The sequence below is a fragment of the Olivibacter domesticus genome, assembly GCF_900109575.1.
Taxonomy (GTDB): domain Bacteria; phylum Bacteroidota; class Bacteroidia; order Sphingobacteriales; family Sphingobacteriaceae; genus Olivibacter; species Olivibacter domesticus.
In genome coordinates, this window is record NZ_FOAF01000001.1 from 2,252,391 (window position 1) to 2,269,632 (window position 17,242).

Annotated in this window: 12 protein-coding genes; 6 read left to right on the forward strand and 6 right to left on the reverse strand. The window is 40.6% G+C overall.

The window, feature by feature from the left end; translation table 11 throughout:
- Positions 1-25: 25 nt before the first annotated feature.
- The 3 genes from BMY50_RS09845 to nirB are packed head-to-tail and all read right to left on the reverse strand — an operon-like array spanning position 26 to position 3,878.
- On the reverse strand, positions 26-895 hold the full coding sequence (locus BMY50_RS09845; protein ID WP_093322975.1) for a formate/nitrite transporter family protein: 870 nt from the start codon (positions 893-895) through the stop codon (positions 26-28).
- 32 nt (positions 896-927) lie between these two features.
- The gene (gene nirD / locus BMY50_RS09850) at positions 928-1,347 is read right to left on the reverse strand and encodes a nitrite reductase small subunit NirD (protein ID WP_238383708.1); all 420 of its coding nucleotides are present in this window, start codon (positions 1,345-1,347) and stop codon (positions 928-930) included.
- 26 nt (positions 1,348-1,373) lie between these two features.
- On the reverse strand, positions 1,374-3,878 hold the full coding sequence (nirB, locus tag BMY50_RS09855; RefSeq protein WP_093322977.1) for a nitrite reductase large subunit NirB: 2,505 nt from the start codon (positions 3,876-3,878) through the stop codon (positions 1,374-1,376).
- A 115-nt stretch (positions 3,879-3,993) separates the two neighbouring features.
- On the opposite strand from nirB, the gene BMY50_RS09860 reads away from it, so the two are divergent.
- Positions 3,994-4,710 carry an SAM-dependent methyltransferase gene (locus BMY50_RS09860; protein WP_093322980.1) on the forward strand — a complete coding sequence of 239 codons (717 nt, stop codon included), beginning with the start codon at positions 3,994-3,996 and terminating at the stop codon, positions 4,708-4,710.
- Here the strand turns inward: BMY50_RS09860 and cobA are convergent, their stop codons facing one another.
- The gene (gene cobA / locus BMY50_RS09865; protein ID WP_093322982.1) at positions 4,711-5,439 is read right to left on the reverse strand and encodes a uroporphyrinogen-III C-methyltransferase; all 729 of its coding nucleotides are present in this window, start codon (positions 5,437-5,439) and stop codon (positions 4,711-4,713) included.
- A gap of 469 nt (positions 5,440-5,908) precedes the next feature.
- Between cobA and BMY50_RS09870 the strand changes: the two genes are divergently transcribed.
- Genes BMY50_RS09870 through BMY50_RS09880 form a run of 3 tightly spaced genes read left to right on the forward strand, consistent with a single transcriptional unit; the run spans position 5,909 to position 12,195 of the window.
- Entirely contained in the window at positions 5,909-7,210 is a 1,302-nt protein-coding gene (locus BMY50_RS09870; protein ID WP_093323775.1) for an MFS transporter, read from the forward strand.
- Between the two features lie 13 nt (positions 7,211-7,223).
- Positions 7,224-10,739 (forward strand): nitrate reductase, encoded by a 3,516-nt coding sequence (locus BMY50_RS09875; protein WP_093322987.1) that lies wholly within the window; start codon positions 7,224-7,226, stop codon positions 10,737-10,739.
- Positions 10,740-10,749: 10 nt separating this feature from the next.
- Positions 10,750-12,195 carry a rubredoxin gene (locus BMY50_RS09880; RefSeq protein WP_238383709.1) on the forward strand — a complete coding sequence of 482 codons (1,446 nt, stop codon included), beginning with the start codon at positions 10,750-10,752 and terminating at the stop codon, positions 12,193-12,195.
- Positions 12,196-12,199: 4 nt separating this feature from the next.
- Here the strand turns inward: BMY50_RS09880 and BMY50_RS09885 are convergent, their stop codons facing one another.
- On the reverse strand, positions 12,200-12,886 hold the full coding sequence (locus tag BMY50_RS09885) for a Crp/Fnr family transcriptional regulator (RefSeq protein ID WP_093322991.1): 687 nt from the start codon (positions 12,884-12,886) through the stop codon (positions 12,200-12,202).
- 110 nt (positions 12,887-12,996) lie between these two features.
- Here BMY50_RS09885 and BMY50_RS09890 point away from each other — a divergent pair, with 110 nt between their 5' ends.
- Positions 12,997-14,859, forward strand: a complete 1,863-nt coding sequence (locus tag BMY50_RS09890; protein ID WP_093322993.1) for a chloride channel protein — start codon at positions 12,997-12,999, stop codon at positions 14,857-14,859.
- A gap of 43 nt (positions 14,860-14,902) precedes the next feature.
- Positions 14,903-15,499, forward strand: a complete 597-nt coding sequence (locus tag BMY50_RS09895; RefSeq protein WP_093322995.1) for an HPP family protein — start codon at positions 14,903-14,905, stop codon at positions 15,497-15,499.
- 61 nt (positions 15,500-15,560) lie between these two features.
- Here the strand turns inward: BMY50_RS09895 and BMY50_RS09900 are convergent, their stop codons facing one another.
- On the reverse strand, positions 15,561-17,219 hold the full coding sequence (locus BMY50_RS09900; protein ID WP_093323783.1) for a RagB/SusD family nutrient uptake outer membrane protein: 1,659 nt from the start codon (positions 17,217-17,219) through the stop codon (positions 15,561-15,563).
- Between the last annotated feature and the right edge of the window lie 23 nt (positions 17,220-17,242).

Here is a 17,242-nt window from a genome sequence, read left to right on the forward strand (position 1 = left end):
TCAAATGCCTGATATGTCAAATAGATTAAACCTCTTCTACCACTCCTAATTTTACCTGTTCACGTAGGACTGTTTTTCTAATAGGGTTGTTTATTCTTGTTTCAGTCCGTTTATTTCTACCAAAAGTATAATACAATGCCCATGCAGTGAACACAACTCCTCCAAGCAGATTACCAAATGTTACCGGAAGTTGGTTAAACAACCACCAATCAGCAACCGAAACATCCGCTCCTAAAATAATTCCTGCCGGAATAACAAACATATTTACAACAGCATGTTCAAAGCCCTGGCCAAAAAATATAAAGATCGGTAGCCAGGCAGCTAAAATTTTCCCAGTTGATGAATTAGAACTCATTCCCAACACAACACCTGTTGTGACCATCCAGTTACACAAAACTCCTTTTGTAAAGGCACTGAACATACCATCTAAACCATACTGTGCATATCCAACGGTTTTTGCTTCCGCTATTTTTACAATCAGTTGTGCTACAGCATTTTTTTCTTCGTGCCCAAACTGCGAAACAGAAACACAAAAAAGACAAGCATAAAGAAGGCCTCCGAGCAGATTACCTACAAATACCAAGGAGAGATTTTTCAGCATGGCCCAAAAGCCGATTTTCTTATCAAAATAGGCCATAGGCAATACAGCAAAACTACCCGTAACCAATTCAAGTCCCATGAGCACTACAATAATAAAACATGCCGGAAAAAGTGCCGCACCAACAATCGCCAAGCCTGTTTGGGCAGTAGCCGTCAATGCCAAAGTAGTACCAAAGCCTAATATAGCGCCAGAAAGTAGACCTCTAACCAATAAATCGCCGGCAGATAAATTTATTTTATCGACACCGGCCTGTATCATGGAGGCAGCAACGACAGTGGGTTTGTTATAATCCATCCTATAAATTTTAACAGCTTACATAATAATTATTAAAAAATTGCACTTCCCTGTAAAACATCTCCGGTCATTTTCGCCAATCCAACATAAACTTCTCCATTTTCTTCTCTAACAGGGAAGGTAACAATAGCACATTCATCACCGTTTAAACATTCGCCCGTTTTCAGAGAAAATGTCTTTTTATGAAAAGGGCAAGCAATTTTAGGTTCCCCGCCTTGGGAGCCGATCATACCTCGGGCTAAAATCATCTGCATTTTATGCGGACAAAGATTTTGGCAAGCATACCATTCCTTACGGCTACTGAAATTAAAAACAGCAATCTGTAAAACGTCATGTTTAAAGCATAATCCGCCATTATCAGGAAAGTCCGACACGTTACCTACATTTAACCAAAAGTCAACGTCCTGACCATTCACAGGCACAAAACTTGAATAATCAATTGTTTCCATCATTCATTTATTTTCTAATCTTAATTGAACTAAACAACACTTCCCCACTCAACCGGCATCTTCTGTCCGCGAACTTCTTGGAATTTCATGTTTGGATCCCCTTCCTCACTATTTGCAAAGTGACTGAAACGTTTACGGAAAGATTCATTCTCTACAGCGTGCTTCCATTCACATTCATAATTTGCAATCAATGTTTCCATTTCAGCTTCAAGCTGATTACCTATTCCAAGTACATCATTCACTACCACATCATACAGATAAGTCAAACCGCCTTCCATTTTATTTAACCAGGTAGCAGTGCGTGTAAGCGGTTCTGCCGTCTTGATATAAAACATCAAAAAACGATCAAGATAACGTATGCAAGATTCCTTATCTACATCACCCACTAATAAGAGTGCATGTTGTGGTCTTGCCCCACCGTTTCCACATACATACAAGTTCCATCCCTTTTCGGTCGCTATAATCCCAAAATCTTTTGATTGAGCTTCTGCGCATTCGCGTATACAACCAGAAACAGCGCCCTTTAATTTATGAGGAGATCTCAACCCCTTATACCTATTTTCAATCTCTATGGCAAATCCAACAGAATCCTGCACACCAAACCTACACCAGGTAGAACCTACGCAACTTTTAATGGTCCGTAATGACTTACCATAAGCATGTCCACTTTCAAAGCCAGCCGCAACCAATTCCTCCCATATAGCAGGCAATTCATGTAACTGCGCACCAAAAAGATCAATTCGTTGCCCGCCTGTAATTTTTGTATAGAGTTGGTATTTTTTAGCTACCTGTGCAATAACCAATAACTTATCAGGTGTAATTTCTCCTGCTGGAATGCGCGGAACAACAGAATAGGAACCGCCCTTTTGTATATTCGCCAAAAAGCGATCATTTGTATCCTGAATAGTGCTTTGTTTTAAGATTACTTCGTTCCAAATACTAGCCAATAAAGAAGCCACAGCAGGCTTACAGGTTTCACAACCATCCCCCTCACCGTATCTTCCTAACAGTTCATCGTAACTTTTTATATCGTTCACACGGATGAGGTCGTACAATTCTTGTCGGCTATAAGCGAAATGCTCACATAAGGTCTTCTTAATTTGCTTACCTTGAGATTCAAGCACAGATTTTAATAGATCAGCCACCATAGGCGTACATCCGCCACAACCTGTACAAGCCTTCGTCACTTTCTTCACTCCTGCCAAGTCCGTTAACTCATTCGCCTCGATAGCTTCACAGATACCACCCTTTGTAATTCCTTCACATGAACAGATCTGCGCGGTATCGGGCAAAGCTTCTACCCCTTGCCCACTAGCCGACTGGTTAGCGCCTCTTGCACCTAATATGAGATCAGCAGGGTCCTCTGGCAGGCTTAGTCCATTTTGAGTAATCTGCAATAACATATTGTAGGCATCTGCCTCTCCCACCAAGATGCCCCCCTTCAGGTACTTCCCATCACGCGTAATATTAATTCTTTTATAAACGCCCTTTGCCTTATTTTCATAAACAATGGGCACACATTCTTCTTCCACATCCAATGCATCACCAAAGCTTGCCACGTCGACACCTATTAATTTTAGTTTAGTCGACATATCAAAACCGGTAAAAGAGGCCTGGTTATCACCGCTAAGCACTGTCGCCACTACTTCAGCCATATCATAACCAGGAGCAACCAACCCATAAATCATTTCTTGGTGCAAGGCTACTTCGCCAATGGCGAAAATATCTGGGTAATTCGTCTGCAACTTATTATTTACTTCAATCCCCCCCCTGCTACCGATACTTATACCACTGTTTTTAGCTAACTCATCCCGTGGTCTGATACCGGCCGAAACTACTAACATATCGCAATCAAGCACAGAACCATCTGCAAAGGATAAGCCATTGATTTTACCTTCACCAAGTACTTCTTTCGTACTTTTGGAAGTATGAATATGTAAGCCTAAGGCTGTCAACTTATCCTTTAAAATGAGCGCACCTTTAACATCCAGCTGACGGGGCATTAAACGATCTGCAAACTCAACCACATGCGTCTCGAGTTTCATATCCAACAATGCTTTCGCCGCTTCCAAACCCAGTAAACCTCCCCCAATGACAACCGCTTTTTTGGCTGTTCTGCCATAATCTTCCATCTGCTGAAGATCCTCAATTGTTCTGTAGGCAAATACACCCATTTTATCAATCCCATGAAGAGGTGGCATAAAGGGTGATGAACCGGTTGCCAATATAAGTTTATCATACGTATCAATCGTTCCCCTATGCGTACTTATTGTTTTCTTTGATGGATCGATATTGGTTACTAGCTCACCTGTTATTAAATTAATGCGATTCGCTGCATACCACTCCTTTGGAGCCATAAGCAGATCATCCGCTGTTTTACCGGCAAAGTATTCACTTAAATGAACCCTGTCGTATGCTGGTCTGTGCTCTTCACCATACACAGTAATCTCACAGTGTTGAGCATTTTCTTTTTTACGTATTTTTTCGCAAAACTTATATCCAACCATGCCATTTCCAACAACAATAATTTTCATACTCAGTTATTTTTACGTATTAAAACTTAATTTTAATCAAAAAAAAGAATATTTTTTCACAAAAACAAATAAACAGTAAAATATTTTACGTATTTTTACTTAAAATTTAGAAGAAATGGATTTTGTACTTATAAAAAATGCAGAAAACGCAGATTTTCTTACGATAAAAGCTGTCAGACATATCAAAGAAGCCAACTTATTAATTACTGAGTTTTTCATTTCAGAAAAACTATCTAAGTATTTACATGCGAACTGTAGCATTTTAAACCAACACGAATACCGGCATTATTTTATAGGCACAAACCGAAGAAGTGCAAAAAAAATAGTTTATTTAATGGGCGATAGTAGCATTAACAGAACAGAAGAAACAAAGACAACAGATTATTTCAAACATCTCGGATACAGGGTAACTGTTTTACCAGGTATCAGCGAAATTAATCGTATAACAGGACAGAACCATTTTCCTTTAACTATTCGTCATCGCAATGAAAGCTTCTGGGTCTATGATGGAAAAACAAATAATAGTATATCGGAGACGGAAAAATTCAAACAGATAGCAGCCACCGCTGCCACCATAGTTATCAAGAACCCCTTTAAACAAACGCACGCCCTCATATCGCTTATCTATCAATACAGAAATCCAGACACTCCTGTACTACTAAGCACAAAGCAGCATGACGTTATAAATTGCACACTAAAAGATTTACTTAAAAAGAAAGCAGACATAGAGAGGTATCTGATGATTGTCATCAATCCAAGTTCGAAGGATTCTCCTTCAATAGAGCTTTCCTATCAATCCTCCCCATTAAACGCAAGCTTAGCAACCGGATAATTACATAGTTGGAAACCCCACCACCTGACCAATGATGATAATTGCAGGTGCACCTATACCTTGGTTGATTATCTTTGGCTCAATATCATCGATTGTACCAATCGCGACGCGCTGATCAGGCAGGGAACCATTCTGTACAATGGCCACTGGAAGCAACTGTTTCTGCTCATGCCGATAAAGAGCTGTGATAGTACTTATATGTTGCATGCCCATCAAAATCACCACTGTAACATCTAATTTAACTGCCGTTAATAAATCTTCTGACAAATTTCCATTTTTTGTTGAGCCAGTTATCACCCAAAAGTCAGCAGAAACTCCCTCATGAATAAGCGGAATACCTATCAGATCTGCCAAAGCTAAGGAGCTCGACATCCCCGGTATTACTGCCGTTGCTATATTTCTTGCCTGCGCATATTGCAACTCTTCATTCCCTCGCCCAAAAACATACGGGTCTCCTCCTTTTAAACGCACCACATGCCCGTATTTAAGTGCGCAATCTACTAACATCTGATTAATTTCTTCTTGTTTATAAGCATGATCTCCCAATCGCTTACCAACATAAATCAACTCACATTTTTCCGCGGCATATTCCAAAATAAGTGGATTCACCAAGGCATCATACAGAACAGCATCAGCACTTTCCAATGCCTCCAGGCCAGCCATGCTTAATAACTCAGGGTCTCCAGGACCTGCCCCAACAAGGGTTATTTGAGGTAATTTAGTTTCCATTTAATTAATTTATCATCGCTTTCGATGTGCCACAATACAGACAGAGAATCTCAAACGGGGTATTACATGCCATTATTCAATGTTAATCTATATCGTGATGCACACAACAGACTAAACACAAATTCCAAATATTGACATCCCGTTTCACTTGCTTAACTATGAATTGTACACGTTATTTTTTTCGTATAAATAATAAATAAGTAAATTTACTTATATTTATATACAAAAATACGTAAATATTTTGCTTAAATACGAATTTTTATTATAAATTTGCCCCAATACAAATATTTTATACGTATAAAAACGTAAAAATACATAAAAATAACTGTTTTTGACTTAACAAGGATGTATAAACAAACGGTCACTCGAATATACCTTCGCACATCTCATCACAATAGGCGATGTAAAGCAATTTAATAAATTATCTTTTTCCGCATTTTAAAATGTTCAACCTTCAATGGCAAAATTTATGAAAGCAACCTCTCAGCAACCGCTCCCTTCACTGCCCCTGTTTTCAATCAAAGGTGTACAGATGCGAACGTTCCACATTACCTGGTTTATGTTCTTCATTTGTTTTTTCGGCTGGTTTGGCCTGGCACCCTTAATGCCTACTATTCGGACAGAAATGGGCCTCACGAAAGAACAGATTGGCAATATTATTATCGCTTCTGTATCGTCTACCATCATCGCTCGCCTTATTATAGGAAGGTTATGCGATCTTTTTGGCCCTCGTAAAACTGCCGTATGGCTTTTAATTATTGGCTCTATTCCGGTCTTTCTGGTTGGGTTAGCACATAATTACGAAACTTTTCTCCTGTTTAGGCTTGCTATCGGGGTAATAGGTGCTTCTTTTGTCATTACGCAGTACCATACAAGTATGATGTTCGCACCCAATATAAAAGGTACAGCAAATGCCATTACCGGAGGCTGGGGTAATTTGGGTGGTGGTATTACCAACATGGTTATGCCGCTTATTTTCGCTTGTATAGTAGGCTTTGGTTATACGGCAGAAATAGCTTGGCGTTATGCTATGATAGTCCCCGGTGTATTTATGCTCTTGATAGCTTTCCTTTATTGGAAATATACAAAAGATACACCAGCCGGTAATTTTAATGAAATAGAAAGGCTAAAAACAGCCAAAAAGAAATTCAGCTGGAAGGTTCTGGGCGATTGGCGCATCTGGGCATTAACCTTTGCTTATGCCATGTGTTTTGGCATGGAAATAACATTTGATAATGTGGCAGCGCTCCATTTTGTAGATAGCTTTGATTTAAGCCAGAGCAGCGCTGGGTTTTGGGCAGGCATCTTTGGGTTCATGAATCTTTTTGCCCGCGCCTTGGGCGGTATTATGGCAGACAAAACGGGTCGAAGCTATGGCTTAAAGGGTAAAGGATTACTGCTTGCATCCATGTTGTTATTAGAAGGTATCGGTGTATTACTCTTTGCACAAGCCGGTTCTCTTATGCTCGCTATTATTTCGATGTTAGGCTTTGCTTTATTTCTAAAGATGGCAAATGGCGTAACCTATGCTATTGTTCCATTTATTAACAAAGAACATGTCGGACTTATCAGCGGAATCGTGGGTGCTGGAGGCAATCTAGGGGGCATGCTCTTCGGCTTCTTATTTAAATCAACAGCCATTAGCTATGCAACGGCATTTCAATACATTGCATTTATCATTTTAGCTGTCGCTTTTGTGGTACTGCTTACGCCATTTAAGAAAACCAGGAAAAAAACTGTTGCCGAAAAAGAGCTAGCCATACAAGCATAAGCCACTAAATACCATGAAAGAAAGCAATGATAAATCGACTACTCAACTAAAAAGCACTTGTTGTTATTGTGGTGTTGGTTGTGGTGTTATTATTGAGAAACAGTTTAACGGTTTAATCAATATTAAAGGAGATGAAAGTCATCCTTCCAATAGAGGGCTTCTATGCAGTAAGGGCATGAACTTACATCATACCGTAAACGATCAAAGTGATCGTTTGCTTTTCCCCCAAATGCGTTACGGAAAACACCTACCCTTGTTGCGGGTCGATTGGAATACGGCGCTCGAGCGGGCGGCAGCAGTGTTCAGCACTTTTATAGAAAAATATGGACCGGACAGCGTTGCTTTTTATGCTTCAGGGCAATGCCTTACAGAAGAATATTATGTATTAAACAAGCTAGTTAAAGGATTTATTGGCACCAACAATATCGATACCAACTCCCGCTTGTGTATGAGTAGCGCCGTAGCAGCCTATAAAATGGCGCTTGGTGAAGACACGGTGCCCGTTTGTTACGATGACATCGAGCTTTCTGATTGTATTTTTGTCGCAGGTGCCAATCCCGCCTGGTGCCACCCCATCATTTGGCGGAGGGTGGAACAACACAAAGCGGCAAATCCGTCTGTAAAAATTATCGTGATAGACCCTCGTGTAACAGACAGTTGTGCCATAGCAGACTTACATCTACAGTTAAACCCAGGCACTGATATCACCCTTTTTCATGCTATAGCCAAGATATTGATAGAAAATGGCCAAATAGATGCCTCCTTTATACAATTACACGCTACGGGTTTTGACGCTTTTAAAAGGATGCTCGCACAACAATCCGTCCATGAAGCGGCGCTAATCTGCGGATTGAGCGAATCGCAGATCCAGCTCGCAGCAAACTATATTGCACAATCAAACGGCTTTTTGAGCATGTGGACGATGGGATTGAATCAGAGCGCTGTAGGAGTTAACAAAAACCTAAGTCTTTTAAACTTACACTTAATCACCGGTAAGATTGGCAAACCGGGTTCAGGACCACTTTCGCTTACCGGACAACCAAATGCAATGGGAGGCCGTGAAGTTGGAGGTCTTGCCAACCTGCTTCCTGCACATCGCGATTTAGGCAATTCGGCACACAGACAGGAAGTACAAGTTTTTTGGGGAGGTAAGGAGATCGGGAGTAAGCCGGGCTTAACGGCTACCGAAATGTTTGATGCATTAGCCGACGGACGGCTGAAGGCTATCTGGATTGCTTGTACAAATCCATTGATAAGTCTACCGGATGTTCGCAAGGCAGAAGAAGCACTGAAAAAAGCAAAATTTGTAGTCGTACAGGAAATAAGCAACAAAGCGGAAACATTACCTTATGCAGATGTCGTCCTCCCTGCTGCTGCCTGGAGTGAAAAAGAAGGTACTATGACGAATTCCGAAAGACGCATCAGCTACCTGCCAAAGGGGAATATAGCTCCCGGAGAAGCTTTAGCAGACCAAGAAATCTTCTGTAGATTTGCCAAAAAAATGCATTTCAAGGGCTTCGATTTCCCAAATACTGAAGCCATTTACCTGGAGCATGCGCAACTTACCAAGGGTACCAATATTGATATAAGTCAGCTAAATTACCGTCTTATTCAAGAGAGCAGAAGCATACAATGGCCTTATAAAAACCAACAATCTACGCCACGTCTGTTTACAGATCATGCCTTCCATACGCCTGATAAAAAGGCACGCATTCATACCGTTACAGCTAATTTTAACAGTGAACAACCAGACGATCAATATCCCTATATCCTCACTACCGGACGTATTCGAGATCAATGGCATACCCGCAGCAAAACAAGCAAGGTAAACAAACTAAACCAACATATTCCAAGGGCTTACCTGACCGTTCATCCAATAGATGCCAAGCCCTTAGGTTTAAGAGAAGATGACATCGTTATCGTACGTTCTCGCCGGGGAGAAGTTACTGTGCCTTGTAAAATCGATAGGGCTATTAAGCCAGGTGTTGTATTCCTACCGATGCATTGGGGCAAAATTTCAGGAAGCGACTTAAACAGGGTCAACAATCTTACGAACAAATTATTAGATCCCATTTCGAAAGAACCTGATTTTAAATTTTGCGCCGTCCAAATAGAGAAGTTTAAAAAACCCAAACAACGTATCGTAATAATTGGCGCAGGTGCCGGAGCATATGGTTTTGTTAAAACGTACCGTGAGAAAAACCAGGATGATGAAATCATTATTTTCAGTAAGGAAAATTTTCCTTTTTATAATAGGGTAATGCTACCCGATTATATATGTGGCGAACAAAGCTGGGAACAGCTTATAAAAATGCCCGAAGAGGAAGAAAAGGATTTTAATATCACTTTACATAAAGGACTGGCGGTTACGTTAATTGACCGCAAAGCGAAAAAAGTAACGGATAACCGCGGCCTAAAAACAAGTTATGATATTTTAGTTATGGCTACCGGAAGTAGGCCAACACTTCCGAAAGGCGTACCCTTGCTTGAAGGCATCTTTACGATGCGGAGTCGTACAGATGCTGATCAATTTAAAAGCTATACGCCAATAGACGGCCACGTAGTGATTGTTGGAGGAGGTTTGCTAGGCCTGGAGATGGCAGCCTCCTTACGAACTATGGGTACGCGCATCACTATTATTCAACGGGTATCCCGCTTTCTCAACAGACAGCTCGATACGTTAGGCAGCCAGTTATTACATGAAGAGATGACCGAGCAGGGCTGCGATATTTACTATGATGAAGAAATACAGCTTTATTACGGCAGTAAATACCTCACTGGAATAGGGCTTAAGAATGGAAAGAAAATCGAGTGCAATGCACTGATATTTGCTATCGGAACGACCCCTAATATTGAATTAGCCAAAGATTGCAACCTAGTTTACAAACGCGGGATAACTGTGAACGACCATATGCAAACAGATGATCCTGCTATTTTTGCAATAGGTGAAATTGCTGAACATCAAGATATCCTTTATGGTATTACCGCAGCAGCCGAACAGCAAGCGACTGTAGTAGCGAATTATTTAAATGGAGATATCGCTAGCAGATACCAGGGAAGTACATTTATGAATATCATCAAAATACATGGATTTGACCTATGTAGCATCGGTTTACCTGCAGCTCCAAGTGGGCAGGCAGGCTACGAGGAAATAACGTTTACCGACAAAGCCAAACGTTATTATAAGAAATGTGTCATCTACCAGGACCGTTTGGTTGGAACTATTTTGGTGGGCGACAAATCCGAATTTTTGGAATATAAAGAACTCATTGAAAAAAAACTGGAATTAGGTGAAAAAAGACTAAAACTTCTTCGAAGCGGACAAAGCGCTGAACCGGTAATAGGCAAATTGGTATGCAGCTGTAGTAACGTAGGTGCTGGAAATTTACTTCAAAAAATAAAAGAAGGACACGACGATCTAACAGCGCTCTGTTCCGCAACCGGAGCGGGCTCCGGTTGCGGCTCCTGTAAATCGGAGATCAAGCGCATCTTATTGGAGAACATAGATCAATCTATCGTTTCAGCTTAATCAAATAGAGATGAAAAATAAGCAGCACCACATAGTAAAAATCAACTTACCTGGAGGTATCATTTCTGCCGGTAATCTACTCCAAGTGCTTAAACTTGCGCATGCATTGGAAATAACAGAACTAAGTTTTGGACATCGCCAACACCTGTTACTGGAGGCATCCGACGCTCAAATACGTCAGCTTCAACTCCATATTGGCAACAATACAATGGAAGTGAATGCAGACGATTACCCCAATATCATGAGCTCCTATGTAACCGACGAGGTATTCGCGCCTTATAGTTGGTTAAGTGAGGGCGTATACAAAGACATTATCTACTCATTCAATTATGCCCCTCGTTTAAAAATTAATATAGTAGACCGGGAACAAAATCTTATACCTTTTTTTACCGGTAATCTGAATTTTATTTCATCTGATATCAATAATCATTGGTACTTATATGTCAGGTTTCCAAAAACGAATCGGATGTTCCACTGGCCATCGCTCATTTATTCAGGCGACATAGCAGAATTCAGCCGATCAATAGAATTTATCATCTTATCCGAACACCACTTATTCTATAATAAATCGGATGCCGACGGACATCTGCTGGTAGAGAAATTAACACGCAAAGCCAATTTTAATACCCAGCCTTTTTTGCAGCAGCTGCTACATACGGATTTTCAGTTACCCTTTTACGAAGGGATCAACACCTATAGTGAACAAAAACTCTGGTTAGGCATTTATCGAAGGAAAGAAAGCTTCCCCATTGAGTTTTTAATAGCGCTCTGCTCTCTCTGTATAGAGCGTCGTATAGGTCAGTTGTACACCACCCCTTGGAAATCGCTTCTGATAAAGAACATCCTTCCGGCAGATCGTATCCACTGGAGTACGCTGCTCAATAAATACCGCATGAATGTACGCCACGCTTCCAACGAATTAAACTGGCAATTAGAAGATCGTTGCGAGGAGGCTTTAGACTTGAAATGGAAATTGGTAAAAGCATTTGAAGAAGCCGATTTACGAACATCAAAACTTTGTTTTGCCATTAAAACGACTAAACAAACTGGCCTTTTTGGATCCATTGTCATTCAAAAAGAAAAAACAACAGATGGAGTAACCTTATACCAGGTAATGCACACCCATAATTTCAACCCCAATTCAAAGCAATTTATTCATTATGGAAGCGCCACCGATATACAAGACCTTAGTAGCCTTCTCATTCATCTATGTCATTTTTATTATGATATGCACAGCGATCTTCCGGAAAAAGAGGACCAAAATGAAAAAGAAGTTAGGGAAAATGAAAATAATTCTGTCGAAATATATGCATGTAAATACTGTCTTACACAATATAATCCCTTATATGGAGACCCTCAGCAGGCGATTCCGGAAGGTACTTCTTTTCAATTATTGAAAGAATATCATTGTCCGACATGCGACGCCACCCTAGCAGATTTTAGACCTGTCATGTAAGCCATTAAATACGGCAATAACTTTCAAGCAGCTGGAAGTTAATTATTTTAAAATTTTTACCCTCAGTAAGAATCGCCCCCTCTTTTGATAAGTCTACGATCGTCCTAAAAAAAGTTTCGTAGGTTGTTCCAGCATAATAGGCCAGATCCAGTCTTTTCAACTTCATACGTATAAAACCATCCTCCTCCACGCCAAAGCGACTCTGCAACATTAATAACGTGTCGGCAATTCTACCTTTAACATCCATCAGTGCCAAATCACGCATTCTTTTTTCAGCAATACGCAGTTCATTTAAATGAAACTTCAAAAAGTGCAAGGTTAATGTATGGTCTTCCAGCAATAACTTATTAAAGAATGCTAAACTTATAAATGCTATTGTGCTTTCAACTAATACTGTTGCTGTAATAGGATAAATCGTTTCATCTCCCATCCCCCTGTAGCCAAAGATATCTCCCGATTTATTAAATTGCAGTATTAATTCCTTATCCTTGCCCCACTCTTTATGGATTTTTACGCATCCGGCTAACAAAAAATAGATACCTTTTGTTGCTTCCCCCTCCCTAAATATAACCGCCCCCTTTCTAAACGTTTGCGTTTGTTTTTCCCTATCAATCTTATCTAAACCAGCTTTAGAAGCTAATTTATCAATAAAACAATCATAAAAGTCACGTTCATTCTGTTTCACCTCCATAATAAATTCTTAGGCAACAAAGCTACAATCTTCAGCATCGTATAACAATTACAAAATAAATATAAAAAAACATGATATAAATCATATTTTTGCAAAAAAATAAAGAATCGATGTCTATTAATAAATCGCCCATCCCCATATCTATATCGCTTGATGATAGTTTTAGTTCAGCCGCCACTCGCCCTTCGCATCATAAAAACTATCAGCGCGTATTGTTAATTTCTACCTATGCAATCTTAATAGCTGTATGCATTAGCTTTATAGCTAAATTATTGGTCTATCTCATCAGTGTAGTGACCAATTTATCCTTTTTTGGCACCCTATCCATACATGAACATTCACCTGCCACCAACGAGTTAGGTTTATGGGTAATTGCTATCCCAGCTTTGGGAGGTGTCATTGTTGGCATCATGGCGCTATACGGTTCAAAGGCAATCCGAGGGCACGGCATTCCAGAGGCCATGGAACAGATTCTAACCAATCAAAGCAAAATAAAACCGTCCATCACCTACCTCAAACCCCTATCTTCTGCAATCGCCATTGGAACTGGCGGACCATTTGGGGCAGAGGGTCCGATTATTGCTACTGGTGGCGCGCTGGGTTCTACCCTTGGACAGTTATTACATATAACCAACACAGAACGAAAAATATTACTTGCATCGGGAGCCGTAGCCGGCATGACAGCTATCTTTGGTACACCCATTGCAGCTATCTTTTTGGCAATAGAATTATTGCTTTTTGAATTCTCGCCCAGAGCTATTATAGCAGTGTCACTTGCCTGTATCACCGGAGCGGGAGGGCACCATCTCCTATTCAGTTCACATCCCGTTTTCTATACGGAGCATGTCATTTCCACACCAACAAATATGGCTACTTTTTATTATAGTCTATTAGGTATCATTATTGGTTTCATAGCTATAGGCATTACAAAAGCTGTTTATGCGGTAGAAGACCTATTTGAACATCTACCCATACACTGGATGTGGTGGCCCGCTATTGGCGGTTTAGCAGTCGGAATAATTGGCTATTTTGCTCCAAGAACCATAGGTGTTGGTTATGAAAATATTACAGCGCTTCTTGGTGGAGAACTGCCATTCTATGCTGTCTTAAGCTTATGCCTGTTTAAATTTTGTTCTTGGGCAATTGCGCTTGGAAGTGGTACTTCCGGAGGTACACTTGCTCCATTATTAACCATAGGTGCAGCCACAGGTATATTAATAGCGCATGTTTTTATTTATTTCTTCCCGACGGTTGAGATTGATTTAGGACTGGCCGCGCTGATCGGTATGTCAGCAATGTTTGCCGGCGCATCTCGAGCAGTACTTACCTCTATCCTTTTCGCACTCGAAACCACTGGACAGTTTAATGCCCTAACACCCTTATTAGCTGCTTGTCTGGCAGCGTATGCCATCTCCTATCTTTTCATGCGCAACACCATTATGACAGAGAAAATCAGCCGGAGGGGAGTGCATACGCCCGAAACATACGAGCCAGATCCGCTTAGCCTGATAAATGTTCAGCAAGTAATGGAACCTTGTGATACGTACATGCTAGAAGACACCTCACTGCTGAAAGTAAAAGAGTGGATTGACTATCAGCAAGACAGTCCAAGTTATTATATAGTTGTAAACGAACAGCAATCTTATGTAGGCATTGTCAGCACTTCAAATTTACTGGCTACACATCATGATGAGCAAAGCACCGTTGGTTCCCTCATCCAAAGGAAAGCAATCTCCCTTCGTCCACAGGACAATCTACGTACTGCTCTTGGTAAATTTATGGCAGAAAATATCGATGTCATTCCAGTAGTTGAGCACGAAAACCGACATATTATCGGCATTATTTCCTATCAAAAAATAATCAAGACCTTTCAGGAAATTACAAGCACCGAACAACAGAAAAGTGTTAACATCTCGCTAAAAAGGAAGCGGTTAAGATTTCTGTCCAAACATCGAAAAGCCAGCCATCATTAATTCTTAACTAAATCAAAATTTTCACTATTCTTTTAAACAATTAATGAAGAAAAGAATCCGGAGACATGTAAGAAGAGCAAAATATATTTTTTACAAAGAAACACTTGTTGATGCTAGAGAGCATTTTTGGACATTCATCGGATCTTTTTGTGGTATTGGCCTTATTGGATTACTCCAAAGCAGCTATTTTTCATCCACTGACAATTTATTCCTTATAGGATCCTTTGGTGCCTCGTCTGTGCTAATTTACGGCATCATCAATAGTCCACTCGCGCAGCCCCGCAACCTAATTGGTGGTCACCTTATTTGTGCACTCGTGGGTGTAACTGTTAATAAGTTGATCCCCTCTGAGGTATGGCTATCTTCTGCACTTTCTGTTTCCCTGTCAATTGTCATGATGCAGATCACCAAAACGCTCCACCCACCCGGAGGAGCTACTGCTCTTATCGCCAATATAGGGTCAGAAAAAATTAAATCTTTAGGTTATTTATATGTGCTTAGTCCTGTATTATCAGGCGTAATCATTTTATTTTTGGTAGCACTGTTTTTTAACAACAGAACCTCGCATCGAAGCTATCCTAAAAATAAAATATGGTATCAGTTTTGGCGCAGGTATGAAAAAAGGGCAGTAAGAAGGTAAGAGAGTGCCGAAATGACTACTACAGGCTTTTCAGGCACCCTCTCTATCAAATGAGTTCCTGCTAATAACCAGGATTTTGTTTAAACGTATCTTTATTTGTTACAGCGTCCAATTCACTTTGAGGAATAGGCCTGATCATATGAAAATCTTTGATAAACGACTTTGCATCGGGATTATGTAACTGAACACGTTCCAATAATTTATTGGTCCGTTTTAAATCAAACCACCGTAGTTGTTCACCAGCAAATTCCCTTGCCCGCTCATCTAAAATGAAATCCAATGTGACCATGGACGCAGTAATATCCATCTCCTGCCGATTTGCACTGTTAATGGCCGCCCGCTCTCTGATGGTATTGATATACCCTGCAGCCGCTGTATTATTTCCCCTTTGCATTTCAGCTTCGGCAGCAATAAAATACATCTCCGGCAAACGTATAAGGAAAACGTCGCGTGCGCTTTCGGTTTCTGCTGCCGATGCGCGCGTTGGGTCCTCAAACTTTTTCAGTGAAATATAGTGAAACCGATCGGCAGGTGTTCCATCCGGCCTGTAAACATCGTTAATATCATAAATTTTGTAGACCTTCCCTGTCCTTGCTTCACTGCTTATTGCATATTTACTGCAAAATATCGCAGTATCACCCAAAGCCATCCCCTCAGGTCGTTTAGCAGCATCCGTTTCATTACAAAACCAAGTGGTTTTAAAAGAACTGTTGAAACGTACATCCTTTGTTTCATCAAAAAGGTTCAGCAAGAACTTGGTAGGCATATAGCGCACATTAGGAAAGCCGTTAGCTACATCCCTCAGCATCCCTGGTTGTGTATCATATTCCATCAAGTACATCGAATGACCTACATTACTACCATCATTAAATTCGAGGTTTGTAGAATAATTCAATCCCCAAATAATTTCCCCATTCTTTTCGTTATCCATTTTCCATAAATCCGCATAATTCGGCATTAAGCTATAACCATAGTTATTCATCACATGTTGGGCATAAGTTAAAGCCTCTTCATACCGCCCTCTTGTGAGGTAAACACGCGCACTAAAAGCCTCCGCTATAGGCTTCGTAATTTTCCCGTAGTCGGTATTATTAGATGGCGCATTGTCAACTGCATATTGAAGATCACTAAAAATCTGTTCATAAACCTGATCAACTGGTGTGCGATTAGCAATGGTAACAATACTTTCGGTAGGCTCCAATGTAAACGGAATATCGCCGAACGACTCTACCAAGTGCCAATAATACCAAGCACGCATAAATCGAAGTTCCGCCTCTAATATAGGCGCTTTGGCAGCTTCTACTCCTGCTGTTCCAATATTTTTTAAAGCAGTATTTACCAAATTAATGCCCGCATAACACGGTTGCCATAAGTTCGATTTAACCCATACATTATCCGAGATAAGCCCCTGGTAATTCATTAAGGTAGGCTGCGGGTATATACCATTCGTTCCGGAATTGCCACTGTTCGCACCGCCCGTCCAGATATCAGTACCCATTTCCAAGAGGGCATAGCCCTGTTCTTTTCCATATAGCTTTTGATTGTATGTATATGTACCATTGGTGGCCGCCTCAATACCTTCCGGCGTATTTAGTAAACTCTCAACAGTTGCTCCCCCGGGATTGTATTCATCCAGCGAGCAGGAAGCAAAAGAGAGAAGGGAAAAAGAGAGGGTATAAAAAACTTTACTCCTCCATGTCAATATTTGATGATTATTCATAATCTTTAATTTTATAGTGCGCA